The following is a 14,742-nucleotide window of genomic DNA, read 5'->3' as shown; positions in this document are numbered from 1 at the left end:
AGTATGTGAAGATTAATGAGAACTTCAAAAAATCAACAAACTTAAGCCATGATAAGGGAAATACTTTATTCTTAAAGGACTTTATCCTTTCCCCCTCGAATCAAGAAAACTTAGAGTATATTGTGAGCGCTACCCAAAACGGGCAGGGCGCATTTACTTTTACAGGACCTTATGGCTCAGGGAAATCGAGCTTTGCGCTCTTTTTAAGTGAGTTATTAGCTTCAAGTAATAAAGAAGCTTATAAGATCTGTTATGAGAAGATTACTAATAAGGATTTGCAAAAAAATTCTTATATTTCATCTTCTAAGAAGAGAACTATTATACCGGTAGTGGGCGAGCCAATTTCGCCGCTATTGCTTTTATCTAATGCTTTAGGCTGTGAGCCGACATCTCACGCAATCTTAGAAGATATTCGTCAACGTATCGCAAAAGATGATGGTTTTATTCTAATTGTGGATGAGATGGGGAAATTGCTAGAACATAGTACATTAGATTCTCATCATGATATCTATCTATTTCAACAGGTTGCTGAATTAGCTAATAATAGCGATGGTCGCTTTATCTTTATTGGCATTTTGCATCAAAGTTTTATTGAGTATGCATCAGGCCTTAATAAAAACACTCAAGATGAGTGGTATAAAATTCATGGGCGTTTTTCAGATTTAGTTATTGATACTTCAAATGAGGAGAAATTAGACCTCATTGGTAAGACAATTACTTATAAAGAGAAGCCAAAGAATCTCGATTCAGCTTTAACTGAAGCAACAATCGAGACGATCAAGAAAAATAGACCTATCAATGAAATAAGTTACAAAGAGCTTTTATCTGCATGTTGGCCTTTAAATCCGATCATAGCGCTTCTTTTAGGGCCACTTTCACTAAAGAGCTTTGGCCAAAACCAGAGAAGTATTTTTACTTTCTTAAGCTCAGAAGAGCCGGGGAGTTTCCAAAACTTTTTAAATAGTACGCCTTATAGTGAAAATAAACTCTATGGGATTGATCGCTTTTGGGAGTACATTAAGAGTAATTTCGACTTTGTTCTCTCTAGATCGGCAGATTCTCGACGTTGGATCTTAGCTCAAGAGGTTCTCGATAAACTGTATGCTCAGGCTTCAGTATCAAAGATTGATGTTGAGTTAGCCGCTACTATTTTAAAGCTTATCTCTTTATTGGAGATCTTCAGAGGGAATACAGGTTTAGTTGCTTCTAATAAGATTATTAGATCTCTCTTTATCTCAAATCAGAAAGATGAGAATGATCTTTTTAGTTTAAGTAGCAGTGACATTGATGAAACATTAGAAAAATTGTGTGATCTCTCATTAATTCGAGAGGCTTATGATAAGAGCGGTTATGTTCTGTTCGATGGTAGTGACTTTGATATTGATGCAGCTCTTACAGATGCATTACAACAGGTTGTTAGTGTTGATTATGTGAAGTTAAATAAGATTGCATCTTTTCAGCCTATTGTTGCTAAAAAACATTATCACGAAACCGGGACAATGCGTTGGATGGAACTCTCTTTAATCCCATTTAATGTTTGGCAAGAGCAGAAAGGGAAGATAGAAGCTAAGCTCGATAATACGAAATTCGGTGCTTGGATTATCCTTATTCCAGAAACTAAAACAGAATATGATGTTGCAAAATTAGCACTCCAAGAACGTGATAACTTTAATAAAACACAACCTATTGTTTTAAGTTTAACTCCATATTTTGAAGTTATTAATAATTATGCAAAAGAGTTGCTTGCGCTTGAATGGATTGAAAAGAATACTCCAAGTTTGATTGGTGACCGAATTGCGCGTCATGAAATTGAAAATAGAAAGAGCCATTTGAGTCTTGCGATACGTGAAATTATTGCAGACTTAAAGAGAGAAACTGAGTGGTATACTGACAAATTAATTGGAAAGCTTAGTGATGCTTCTATGAGTAGAGTTGCATCTGATTTGGCAACTGAAGCTTTCAGTAAGTCTTTATCAATTCATACAGAGCTTCTTAACAATAATAAGCCATCAGGAAGTGCTAATGGAGCAGTAAATGCCTTGTTAAGACGAATGGTGCTTAATAGAGGGGAGAAGGATCTCGGCTTTGAAGAAGGTAAATATCCGGCAGAGTGGGGACTCTATAAGATCCTTTTAGAGCAGACTGGAATTTATCAGAAACAGTATGGTAGTGAGTATTATCTATTAGGAATGCCTAAAGACTCTAAATTATTACAGTTGTGGGATGATACAGATCTTTTCCTTGCTGAGAGGGATAAATGTACAGTCAAAGAGATTTACAAATTCTGGGAGCAGTCTCCGTACGGCATTAAAAAGGGATTACATTCATCTCTATTTCTAACTTATATCCTCAGTAAAGAAGGAAATATTGCCGCTTATTTACAAGGTATGTATTTGCCGGAGATTTCAGAGCTTTTTGTCGATTATTTAATTAAAGAATCAAATGATGTAGAGATTAAATATATCGATATGAGTGAAAGTCGCCAAGATTATGTGCGACAGTTGCATCATGATTTAAGTAAAGAGTTTAAGTCATTTAAATATTGTCAGCCCAATACATTAGATATCTCGCGGAAGTTAGTTGCTTTCATTAATAATCTTAATCCATGGATTATGCGTACTAAGAAGTTAACACGTCCGACGATGAGATTAAGAGATCTTTTAAAAGGTGCGAGCGATCCGAATAAACTCATTTTTGAAGATATTGCTAATCTCTATAATTTACCGATAGATAATTTAGATAAAGAAGGTCTACGACCATTGATCGATTCTTTAAAAGAGTTAGAAGATGCATATCCTAATTTGATTAATAATCTGTCAGGAGTTCTTTATACTGCTTTGCAGATTGATCTTGACTCGATTGATTTAGAAGCATTACATCAAAGGGCTGAAAGTGTTAATCATGTTACAGGAGACTTTAGAATTGATGCGTTAGCATCGCGCTTATCAGTTTTTGATCCTAATAATAGAGAAGATATTGCCGGCATTGCGAGTTTAGCGGCAAATAAGCCAATTAGAGATTGGATCGATTTAGATGTTGAAAGAGCGGTTATAGAGCTTGGGGTATTATGTGATGGCTTTAAGCGAGCAGAGCTCTATACCCACTTAAAAGGACGTCCGAGTAGCCGGCGTTCATTTGTTGTTATGTCTTCTTTTAATGGTGAAGATATTCAACAAGATATTGATTTTTCACTACCTGCTGAAGCTGTACCAGCTATTGATACAATCAAAAAGGCAGTGAGAGAAAAGCTAGTAGATAAGTATGATATTGATGTCCTAAGAGCAGCTCTATTGGAGCTGAGTTTAGAGTTATCTGAAGAAAAATAGGGAATATTAAAATGGAAAAAGTTAAACATGTATTAGGTATCTCGGGCGGAAAAGATAGTGCTGCTTTAGCGGTTTATATGCGTGATAACTATCCAGATATTGATATAGACTACTTTTTTACAGATACCGGTAAAGAGCTTCCTGAAGTTTATGAATACCTCTCTAAATTAGAGGGGTATTTAGGAAAACCTATTTTAAGGATTAATCCTGATCGAGATTTTGATTTTTGGTTAATGCAACATAATAACTATCTGCCATCACCACAGGCGCGTTGGTGTACGATCAAAATGAAGTTAAAGCCTTTTGAGGATTGGGTAAAACCTTTTTTAGATGATGGTTATACCGTCTATTCTTATGTCGCTATTAGAGGGGATGAAGATTATCGAGAGGGATATCGAGCTAAGCAAGATAACTTATACGTTAAGCTTCCATTTCGCGAGGATGGCTTAGATAAACAAGATATTATTAATATCCTGGAGTATTCAGGATTAGGAATGCCAGATTATTATAAATGGCGCTCTCGAAGTGGTTGCACTTTCTGTTTCTTCCAAAGAAAGATCGAGTGGGTAGGGCTATTAGAGCGTCATCCGGAAGCGTTTGAAGAAGCGAAAGCATATGAAAAACATGCTATGGAAAACCAAAGCCCATTTACTTGGTCTGAAAGAGAATCTTTAGAGGAATTAGCTCAGCCAGAAAGAATCGCTCAGATTAAAGCCGACTATGAAAGAAGGTTGGAGCGAGCTAAAGCAAGAAGAATTGCTAACCCGCTCCAAGAAAATGAAGTAATAGACCTTGATGAACTATATGGAACATCTAAGGGCTGTTTGGCCTGTCATAAGTAACTCCATTAACTAGCTATATAGATCTGTGATGTAGTCATCTAAGGTTTCAAACATTCTATTTTTGACTTTTTTTCTGTCTGAAATAATTTTATTATCGTTTGTTTGAACTTGGATGTCTGCATTTACCATTGCACCTATTAAAAGGCGAATGGCTCTTTCAGAAGTATAGTCTTCTTTTTCTTCAAAAGACCTCATGAATTTATCATAAAAAGGATGCATCACATTTATTTCAATCAGTACTTTATTGCCAAATACTTTAAAATCATAGAGCGCAGTATCACCTAAATCAGATTTAACAAAGATATGGTTGTCTCGTAAAGATAATGCATATTCTGCTTCTCTTCTCATTTCTTCGTCACTTAAATCAGGGTAGCGAGGCTTTATCCAGTCAACTAATTCTTTTAGTGCGCCTTCTAGTTCTTGATTGCTAGGTTTTTCTGGTGATGCTGGAGTACCGGGTTCTGAAACCCCTCCTCCTGGAAGTTTAGGTTCAGGATTATCAGAAGTGCCACCATTAGCCCCTGTCGCATCATCGGCTTTAATAGTATTCTTAACACTTTTTATATTTTGTTCTAAACAAGTACTGATCCAGTGGAGAATCTCATGATGATCTTGTTCAGAAACTTCTTCACTATTTAAAAACTTAAGATTAGATGCTTGTTGTTTTTTGTTATCAATACCAATTATTGAATCAATAATTGGCTCTATTGTTACTTCAGCAGACCACCAACGCTCTCTTGGATCAGAAACATCGCGTACAAAGCCAAATCCTCCTGTATCTATTTCTCTCCCCGCTCTAATTATTGATATATTTTTATAGTCATTACCACTGCCAAGATTTCTTTGTAAGTACATTTTTCCAAAGTCGCTACTCCCAGCATTTCTACCATGTTTGTTACGTTCAGATCTAGGGCAGTAAGATATCTTTATAGTTACTTCAGTTTCTATTTCTTGATTATCGTATTCTACTGTAAAGATTCTTTCTGCTGGTTCTGAAAATAATAGACTTGTCGGCTTTGAACCAGCTTGGGTATCTTTCATTAAGAACATCGGGTCAAAAGCTTTGATTTTGGGTTTGCAGAGGAAATCATGTTTAGAATATTTTTCCCCATTATAATCAAAGACTAGAATATTGATGTTACATTTATATTCCATCCCATTTTTATCTTGAAATCCCTGAATATAATATCGGTAAGTTCGTCCAGCAACTCTTTCAATATGAGTTCCTAATGTTTTCGCTGTTTTAGGGCGGACTTTGTTAGGATTTACCCATCTTACAACTGTTCCATGTTCCGGGAAATTTAATAATTTCTCTTTAAAGATAGGGATATTGATTTCTGAAACTTTAGTAACATTTGGTAAAAACGGTTCGCCACTTTCATAGATTTCTTGTAAATCTATATAATTAAAAAGAAGGGGGGAGTTTTTTGCTTTGGTATAGACCTCTACTCGTTTTGTCTGTGAAATTGATGCATTTGGTAGACCTTGTCCATATTTTCCTAAGCCTGATTTAGCATTTTTTCGTGTGCCACTACTCATTTGAAGAGCTTTATCGAAAACATCTTGATCCATGCCTTCGCCATCATCCAGAATAAGAATTTCTTCTATAACTTCAGATGATGTTTTAGTATTATTTCTTATTAATATTACATCTATATTTTTTGCATTAGCTTGAATGGAATTATCAATAATTTCAGAAATAGCTGAAACAGTACTTTTATAACCATTATCTTGTAGTTGTAAAATATTACTAGTACCCATTAATGGGCGTCTATTAGTTGTCATATAGCTTGTTACCTAATTATAAAAATCATTAAAAGAATTAAACATTGCATCATAATCGCCATGATTGAAGTTATCTTTTATTGTATATAAGATATTTTCAGTATTTCCGCCATTTTTAGGGCCTCTCAGAATTCTTCCAACCATCTGAGAATACATTACTATTGAGTTAATTGGGCGAGCTATTATGCAAATGTTTGTTTTAGGTGCATCAAAGCCTGTCGTCAATACACCAAAATTTAATAATACGCTTAAATCACCGTGTTTAAACTCATCAATAATTAAATCTCTATTTTTTGTTTTTGCATCGATATAATCGCTTTTTATGCCATAAAAACTTAATAACGATTGCAAGATTTTATTGTGTTCAATGCCACAGCTAAAGACGAGTATTTTATTATTTCCATCTTTTTTTAAATTATCAGTTATTATATCTAAAATGAATTTATTCCTTCTAGGATTAATAGATAATTCTTTTAGTGTTTCTTTAGAAAAGTCAAAAGATCCTTGTGATACTGATTTAATTGAGAGGTTAGAATTTATATATTCAGACTCAATTTCTTTTCTTTTTATTTTAGCCAAAAATCCTTGCGATATTAGATAATGAATCGGTTTTTCGATATCTTTATATAGCTCATCTGTTATAGTTAATTTATTGTTATCAAAGTAATTAGCTAGTGTATAGCCAGATGTTTGATCATCTATACTTCCTGATCCAGGAGTGGCCGTGAGGCCTAATAGATAGGTAGAAGAATTATCTACAAAAAAATCTAAAGCTTTTTTCCATTGTGAAGCAACAGATCGGTGAGCTTCATCAACAATGACTAAGTAATTATTATTCCTAATTCTTTGCCACACGCTATCTTTAGAGTAGTTTTTTAATAGTTTTTGAATTCCACAAAAGATAATGGCCGGGTGATTCTCTATATCATCAGTTAAGTTATTATTTCCATAAAAGTGTTGAATCTGTATGTCTTCAGTACCTTTTTTATCATAAATATACTTAAACGTTTCATAAGCTTGCTCACATAACTCATTAGATTGTGCTATCCATAAAATTTTATAGTTTTCGTTGAGAAGAGCTTTTGCCGCAGAAAGCCTAATAAAGTCTAAAATAATTTCTGTAGCTGTTCTGGTTTTACCAGATCCAGTTGGCATATGAATTAGAAATCTTTTTTGATTATTAAAAATTAAATTGACAACCCTTTTTCTCATTCTTTCTTGGAATGGGTGAAGTTTATATTCACAATTGGTGGAAATACTTACATTTTTTGAACGTTTAGTTTCAGCTTCTTGATCATGGGGTTCTATAATATTGAATGCAGATTTTATTCTTTTTTGCATTTGTTCTGATGATAGCTCAAGAATTTCATTCTCATCGCAATTCATTATGTTGAGTATATGCTGATTATAAAAAAGTTTTATATCATTAAGAAAAACTTCCTTATCTAATAGTTCATTAAAGCTATATGCAAGAATATAATCTAAATTTATATCATTTACTTCATCATGAGCATCAAAAAAATTTGTTAAGCCTGTAATGTAGGTTCTATCAAAATAAGAGTGTTTTTTACCTTGAGGTAAGCAGTCTAATAGTTTTACGATATCTTTATTCATATGAGTTGATTACCCTGTTTAAATTTTTTATTAGATCATGTCTATTGTTAAATCCATGAATATAGATATCAGCTAATGATTTGAGAACTGTTTCAAGGGTGAGGGTAGAGTTATATTCGATAATGATATTTGTCCCTCGGACTTCGACATTTATAGCTCTTGGTAGTTCAGGAATGCTTTTTATAGAAATATCATTTAGAATTTTCGATTTTTCTGATTTATTTGCTAGCTCGTAAGAGTAATCATTAGGATTATAATTTATTTCATTTCTAAAAAAACTCCAGAGATAATTTTGAACAATTTTTTTTGATACTTTATGTTCAAAAATCTCAAAAATTTTTTTTGAGATATCGCCAGTGGTGAGTCTCTCATTGCTACTTTGAAGTATATAATTAATGTAAAAAATTTCTCTATCCATATGTGCTGTTGTGATAATTTAAGATGTTTAAAGCATTTATGATAATTGATATTTAGCCGTAAACCAAATGATCAGTATTGTTTAAAGGTTTTAATCAAGTTTATTCAATATTATATTTTTTTAATTTGTAGGTGGCATTGAAATTAAAATTTAATTTTATGTAAAAAATAGAAAAAACTATTAAATTTGAGATATTGTTAGTGGAGTGGCTGTATGTTTTTTGAACTTGTTTCAAATACTTTATTGGAAAACTTATTTATTGATAAGTTGAGAAAGGTGTAGGAGTAATTGCTAATTAAAAGGCTTCTTTTAGCAGATTTATAATGCGTTACTTCTGGATTTTACGGGGAGATATTGAGTGGGATTAATTTTTGATAGAGAAATTCCTATACATTTGAAGCGCTCTTTCAAGAGCGCTTCAAGCATTAAACTTATTACAGCTTATTTAACTTCAGGAGTATTTACAGTCTTTAATAAAGAAGAGATCGAAATTAAAGATATATCTTTATATTTTAGAGGGAACAAACAAGATTTCTTTAATAACATAGTATGTATAAAGACGATCAAAGAGCTATATAAATTAGGCGTTAAATGTTATTTAGTTCGTAATCTTCATATAAAAGCTTATATTTTTGATGATAAGGAGATTTATATAGGCAGTGCGAATCTAACAAATAATGGTTTATCTATATCAGCATCAAGTAATATCGAAGTTTTATATAAAGCAGATTGTATTGATAACTATATTGTTGAGCTAAATAAGGTCTTACATTACTCGGTAGCAGTTACTGATAGGATTATAAAAGAGATTGAGGAATCTCTTGCGAACTTTCAATTAACTAAGATAAAACCAGAGAATCTTGACTCTATAGATTGGTCTTTTTGGGATATAGAGGATTATATAAGTCATTTAAATTATTCTGTTTTACCAAAATGTGATCTGTCTATTCCCATTTTGACTCAAGATAAAGAAAAATATTTTCATGATAGCCTTTTGTTTGGATTAAAAGAGGATGGTACATTCGATCGCTCATTATTTATAACTTCTACACTTCATCATTTTTTAGTCAAAGAAGTGTTAGCTCGTGGAGAAGGAAAGCAGTTGATAAGGTTTGGCGAGCTTAAGAACTTATTGATGGAAAAATTATCTTTAGATGAGCCTTGTGCAAAAGAGACTACAAAAAATATTTTTTCTTACTATAGAGACAAGAAGTGTCTTCCTCTTAATTATGAACGATATAGGTATACTGAAAGTCTTAAATTAGAGTTGTAATTTGCTCTGGGAGATCTAGTCTCACTTTTTCTAAAGTTATCAGAATAACCTCTTACCTATCCATCCCCAATAAATCATCTCCTGAGTCATTATTTCCACTAAATAAATAGGAATATTTATAAAAATTGAATATTATTGATGAGTTAATTGCTTTAAAAATAATAGAAACTATAAATGCTCTTTGATTTATCATTATCAGAGAGCATTTAGTCGCTTTGCGGATCGATCTTCGGGGTGTTTGATAATCTGATCGAGGGCGGAATAATCATTCTGATAATTAAAGGAGCTAAAGATGTCCAATCTTACCCATCTTGAATCACGATTTAATCTTATTAAGGATGAGATCCCTACGGCGGTGAATCTTCGGGCTTATCGTTGTTTGAGTTGGTTGAAGAAAGCGAAAGCGTCGGAGGAGGATCTTGATGTGCGTTTTATCTCGCTCTGGATCGCCTTTAATGCGATCTATGCGAAAGATCTCACCTTTGTGGAGAGCGATAAGTCGGCATTTCGTCAATTTCTGCATCTGATTAATCTGCGCGCGGGGGATGAGCTCTATCGTTTAACGTGGGAGAAGTATCCGGAGGATATTCGGGTCTTTCTTAATAATCGCTATGTCTTCCAATCCTTTTGGGATTATCACAATGGGCTCTTTAGTGAAGCGGCATTGAAAGAGGATTTAGAGAAGGAGCGAGAGCAGGTGAAGCGATCTTTAGAGCAGCAAGATTCGGCTAATCTTTTAGTGATGCTCTTTAATCGAATCTATACATTGCGGAATCAGGTTTTTCACGGCGGGGCGACTTATAACAGTCGGGCGAATCGTCCGGCGTTGAAGAATGCTTGTAATCTTCTCACTGTTTATACCGAGCTCTTTCTGCAGGTGATTTTAGATGATCCTTGTGAGAAGGAGTGGGGCAGACCTTACTACCCCTATATTACCGAAGCTTAATCTATTTGTGATCGGCTCTGTGGCGGGTTGCCGGCAGGTTAGCGCGTTTCTCCTAGATCAAAGCTGGTTTCGCTACAATCTTGTTGGAGATCTTTTAAGAGAATCAGATCGTAGCCGATCATCACTTTATCGATCGGATCGGGCGTGAGATAGCGCTCGGCGATTTTGCGATGTTTGTAAGGATCACAATTGTATTGGCCATACATCATCCAATCTTCCCCCTCTTTTTCTGCCATTGCCGCCGCCCATTGAGAGGTCCAGCCATAAGAGGCTTGGGTGGAGCTTGCTAAGACTTCGATAAAATTCTCCACGCGCGAACCACTATAATGCTCGTAGATCACCGGATCGAAGGCATTACCACAGGCGATGCCGAAGCAATCTGCAAAGTAGGTGGTGGGTGCCGGTAATTCCCCAAACTTTAGACGATTAGCCGGCCATGGTGCCGGGTTTTCTTCATTGTGGGCGATAAAGTTATTAAGATCGAAGCTACACTTGGGCGAAAGGGTGAGTTCTAACGCGCGGATCGAACCATTAGCGGTGTAGGTATTGATGCGGCAACCGGCAAGAAGATACTCTTTACCATTATCCCGTGTGACGCGAGCAGGGCCGGTAAAATATTCTAGATAAGCGGTATCCGCACCGATAAAGTCGGGGGTGAAGATCTCCTCGACGGTGATCTTTTGGGCAAAAGTGAAGCTAGGCATCAGGAGCAACGCGCTGATAAGCGGTAGAAGTTTCTCTCTCAATCTATTTTTTACCATGGTGAAATTTCCTTTACGGAATCGAATAATATCTAAACGTACTCGCAATGAGCATGATTTTTGTACAATACAACTCGATCTCAATCTCACTATTTCAACTTTCATCCTCAACAACGGCACTTTCAAGCAGACGCAATAGAGGAGCGATGCTTTAAAGTGGCAACCGGCGAATATTGAAGGAGATTGGGGCGATATAACCTTGATTGCGATCTCTTAGTCTGCTTTATCCCTTCGCTGAACGATTCTCAAGCGGAAGAGGGAGCGACTGTGATGTGAGTATCGGCATGGTTATATTGATGCTTATCGTTTTAATCGTTACAACCAGCACAATATAGCACCAATTCGGCGATATTGGCAGAGGGGGAGAGGAGTATTTCTTTGCAGAAAATTTCGATCTATCTGCTTTGTAATCCCCTTGGCAAGGATTGTGATAATCATTGCGCGTTACTATCGTCTCTTTGGAGAAGCGGGGGAGAAAAAAGATCGATATTAAAATCAATGCGGAAGCTTGAATCTCCTTGATAAACACGTAGAATAAAACGCTTTGATTGAGCGCATTGAGTAGAGCTTAAGCGTGTTAAAATAAGAAAGAATCAGCGGTAGAGCATTCCTCAAGCGCTATAAAAATTAAAATCGATATGTAAGGTTGGATTGTGAGTTATCTGTCTATAGAGTTTGCCGTTGTCTTTATTCTCTTCTTTCTTCTCTATTGGCTATTTAGACGGAGCGTGGCGATCCAAAATGGCCTGCTTTTGGTGGCAAGTTATTGGATTATCGGGTTATTTAGTGTCGATTTCGCCCTGATTTTAGGGGGCTATACCACCGTTATCTATCTGCTCTCAACCGGTATTATTTATGGGCGATCCCCAAAGTTTTGGCTGATCAGCGCTATTGTCGTGGGTGTTGGGAACTTAGCGCTCTTTAAATACTTTAACTTTTTTGCGCCACAATTTGTCTATCGACTTTCGGAATGGGGGATCGATCTCTCACTACCGGTGGCGGAGATTATCTTCCCGATCGGGATCTCTTTTTATACCTTTCATTCAATCAGTTATCTTGTATCGCTCTATGAGCGCGCCGTCGATCAGCGTCAAAAACCACTCGAGCCACAATCATGGCGAGGTATGGCGCCGATCAGCTTCTTCGATTTTGCACTCTTTCTTGCCTTCTTTCCGAGTGTGATTGCAGGACCAATCAATCGTGCGAATCATTTTCTTCCTCAAATTCAACGAACAACCGCGCGTGAGATTGTGGGGTATCACCGTGCCTTTGCGCTAATCTTATTGGCGATTATTAAGGTCTATTGGTTGAGTAGTTACTTCTCGCAAGCGTGGGTAAAACCTGCTTTTGATACGCCACAATCGATGCATACGGTCGATCTTCTCCTTGGTGTTTATGCTTATGCTGCAGAGCTCTATCTCAACTTCTCCGGTTATACCAACTTAGTGACCGGGATTGCGATTCTCTTAGGCTTTCAACTGCCGAGAAACTTTAGAGCGCCATATCTGGCAACTAATTTAAAACACTTTTGGGATCGTTGGCATATCTCCCTTTCGCGCTGGATTCAAGATTATATCTACATTCCCCTCGGCGGTAGTCGTAAAGGGGTGACGCGCACGCAGATCAATGTCTTAATTGCGATGGTGCTCTCTGGTCTATGGCATGGAGAGACCTTCAATTTCCTTATCTGGGGTTTAATCCATGGTGTCGGCGTGGTCTTCTTAAATCTTAAAGATCGTTATCGGCAGAAGCGCTTAGCGGCGGCGGGATTGAGTCGTACCGAGATTCGGGCACATTTTCGCGAGAATGGTCGTGTGACGTATGGCACCTATTTTAATCGCTTCTTAACCTTCAATTATGTCTGCTTAGGGTGGATCTTCTTCCGGAGTGTCACCTTTGAGGATTCGCTTAGCTATCTGCAATCTCTCTTTGCCAACTTTACGTTGGAAGCTTTTCCATACCATTCGCTTGGCGTTCTCTTAGCGATCTTAGCGGTGACGCTCTTTCTCTATCCTATTTTGGTGAAAGTGCCGGCACAATTTGTGCGTCTAAGTCGCCGAATCCCTTGGTTTTTATTGCCGATCCTCTATATTCTCATCTTATGGGGAGCGATTTATTTAGCGCCATCAGGCATTCCGCAATTTATCTATGCCAGTTTCTAAGGAGTGAATATGAGAGCTAAAGTCGCTTATATCTTAATAATTACCGTTGCCGGGATGCTCTTTCTCTTTAGAGAGTCGGTCAATACCTACTGGATGCAGAGCTATCATCAAGATTCTCCTCTAATGGAGATTGAACGCTGGATCACCGGCAAGAAGCCCGAATTTGTCGATTCTATCGCAGAAGTGGATGAGGAAGCAGATGCGCGAGAGGAGAGCGATTACGATCTGTTAGCAGGGCAATCTGCCGGTCAGCAAGATTTAGCCAAGCAGGAGATAGTGAAAGCGGTGCCGGAAGAGGTGTCAAAAGAGATGTCGAAAGCGGCGCCGGAAGTAGAGATTTCTGAGGCTGAAGAGGTGCTGGTGATGGGGTTTGTTGGTCCTCAATTTCCGCAACTGCCGGGAGATCGAGAGGTTCGTGCCGGCGATAAGCTCTTCTTTGTGGGCGATTCGATGATGCAGGGGGTAGCGCCACGTATTAAGCAAGCGCTCTATCAGAAAGAGGGGATTGATGGCGTTGATCTGAGTAAGCAGAGTACCGGTCTCTCCTATCCTAACTTCTACAACTGGCCTAAAGTGGTTGAGGAGACCTTAGCGAAAGACCAAGATATCCGCGTGATGGTGGTCTATCTTGGGGCGAATGATCCTTGGGATTTCCCGGTGCCGGGGCGCAAGCAGTATCTTCGCTTTAAATCAGCAGAGTGGGAACGCGCTTATCGTTCGCGAATTCGTCAGATTCTCTTATCTGCGAAGGCGCATGATATTCCGGTGATCTGGCTTGGTGCGCCCTGTATGCGTAAAGATAAATTGCATAATGATATGATCTATCTCAATCGCCTCTATCAAGCAGAAGTGGAGCGCTTTAATGGTTACTATCTCCCTACGAGTGAGATTTTAGGCTGTAGTGATGCCGGCTATGCCGCACATGTGGTGACCGATAAAGGGCAGCAACGGGTGCGAGCCAATGATGGAATCCACTTTACCGTTGCCGGACAACGAATGGTGGGGAATCGTGTGATCGATCTTCTCTCCATTAATCCTCAAGAGGCGTTAGATGAAGCGGAAGAGAATCAAGAATTAGTGAATGAGTCAGTCACTGAATCCGCATCTTCAGAACTGAAAGAAGTGAAAGAAGCGAAGATGGTGAAAGAGAGTAGAGCGCAGGGAGAAGCGGAGAAAAATGGGCGAAATGCCACAACTTCTGCCGCACCAAAAGCAGAAAAATCGACCGTAAAGCCCGCGCAAGGGGATAAAAAGCTTGAAAGTCAGCATATTGCACCACCATTACAGCTACAGAGTGCGCCGGAAATTGAACTTGAAAGAGAATATTCACCGCGCCGATCGGAGCGATCGATAGACAAATCGGTAGACAAGTCGGTAGAGAAACGAGCAGAGAAAAAGAGGGAGAAAAGTGTTGAGAAGCCTCTTAAGAGCGAGGGGACAACACCGGAAGTGCTCCTATGGGAATGGGCGGATGGATCACCTATTGAGCCTACCGAGTAATCTATTTCACCGATAGAAGTGAAGAATTTAGTACGCTAAATGTTAAAAGGTTTAAAATCGGTGAGTGAACAGCGCTACGAGATATTGATAGCAGACCTTTAAACAGCGTTTGAAG

At 37.6% G+C, this 14,742-nt stretch carries 10 protein-coding genes; 6 read left to right on the top strand and 4 right to left on the bottom strand.

Annotated elements, in window-relative coordinates; translation table 11 throughout:
* Positions 1-122 precede the first annotated feature (122 nt).
* Together B9T19_RS06525 and B9T19_RS06520 are read left to right on the top strand one after the other, a co-directional pair.
* Complete coding sequence (locus tag B9T19_RS06525) at positions 123-3,326, top strand: hypothetical protein (RefSeq protein ID WP_143436863.1); 3,204 nt, start codon at positions 123-125, stop codon at positions 3,324-3,326.
* Positions 3,327-3,337: 11 nt separating this feature from the next.
* Entirely contained in the window at positions 3,338-4,168 is an 831-nt protein-coding gene (locus B9T19_RS06520; RefSeq protein WP_094567806.1) for a phosphoadenosine phosphosulfate reductase family protein, read from the top strand.
* A 9-nt stretch (positions 4,169-4,177) separates the two neighbouring features.
* Here the strand turns inward: B9T19_RS06520 and B9T19_RS06515 are convergent, their stop codons facing one another.
* The 3 genes from B9T19_RS06515 to B9T19_RS06505 are packed head-to-tail and all read right to left on the bottom strand — an operon-like array spanning position 4,178 to position 7,985.
* Entirely contained in the window at positions 4,178-5,953 is a 1,776-nt protein-coding gene (locus B9T19_RS06515; RefSeq protein ID WP_094567805.1) for an ATP-binding protein, read from the bottom strand.
* A 12-nt stretch (positions 5,954-5,965) separates the two neighbouring features.
* On the bottom strand, positions 5,966-7,567 hold the full coding sequence (locus B9T19_RS06510) for a DEAD/DEAH box helicase (RefSeq protein WP_094567804.1): 1,602 nt from the start codon (positions 7,565-7,567) through the stop codon (positions 5,966-5,968).
* Positions 7,560-7,985, bottom strand: coding sequence for a hypothetical protein (locus B9T19_RS06505; RefSeq protein ID WP_094567803.1), 426 nt, complete (start codon positions 7,983-7,985; stop codon positions 7,560-7,562). Before B9T19_RS06505 ends, B9T19_RS06510 begins: the two co-directional genes overlap by 8 nt.
* Before the next feature lie 358 nt (positions 7,986-8,343).
* Between B9T19_RS06505 and B9T19_RS06500 the strand changes: the two genes are divergently transcribed.
* Positions 8,344-9,258 carry a phospholipase D family protein gene (locus tag B9T19_RS06500; RefSeq protein ID WP_094567802.1) on the top strand — a complete coding sequence of 305 codons (915 nt, stop codon included), beginning with the start codon at positions 8,344-8,346 and terminating at the stop codon, positions 9,256-9,258.
* 292 nt (positions 9,259-9,550) lie between these two features.
* Positions 9,551-10,204, top strand: a complete 654-nt coding sequence (locus B9T19_RS06495; protein ID WP_094567801.1) for a HEPN domain-containing protein — start codon at positions 9,551-9,553, stop codon at positions 10,202-10,204.
* Positions 10,205-10,242: 38 nt separating this feature from the next.
* Here B9T19_RS06495 and B9T19_RS06490 read toward each other — a convergent pair whose 3' ends face one another.
* A complete protein-coding gene (locus tag B9T19_RS06490) occupies positions 10,243-10,965 on the bottom strand; it encodes a hypothetical protein (protein ID WP_094567800.1) in 723 nt (240 codons plus the stop codon).
* Between the two features lie 653 nt (positions 10,966-11,618).
* On the opposite strand from B9T19_RS06490, the gene B9T19_RS06485 reads away from it, so the two are divergent.
* Both B9T19_RS06485 and B9T19_RS06480 read left to right on the top strand, forming a co-directional pair.
* On the top strand, positions 11,619-13,127 hold the full coding sequence (locus B9T19_RS06485; protein WP_094567799.1) for an MBOAT family protein: 1,509 nt from the start codon (positions 11,619-11,621) through the stop codon (positions 13,125-13,127).
* 9 nt (positions 13,128-13,136) lie between these two features.
* A complete protein-coding gene (locus B9T19_RS06480) occupies positions 13,137-14,627 on the top strand; it encodes an SGNH family hydrolase (RefSeq protein WP_094567798.1) in 1,491 nt (496 codons plus the stop codon).
* Positions 14,628-14,742: the final 115 nt, after the last annotated feature.

The organism is Ignatzschineria sp. F8392 (assembly GCF_002252045.1).
Taxonomy (GTDB): Bacteria; Pseudomonadota; Gammaproteobacteria; order Cardiobacteriales; family Wohlfahrtiimonadaceae; genus Ignatzschineria.
This window is presented reverse-complemented; position numbering and strand designations above follow the sequence as displayed.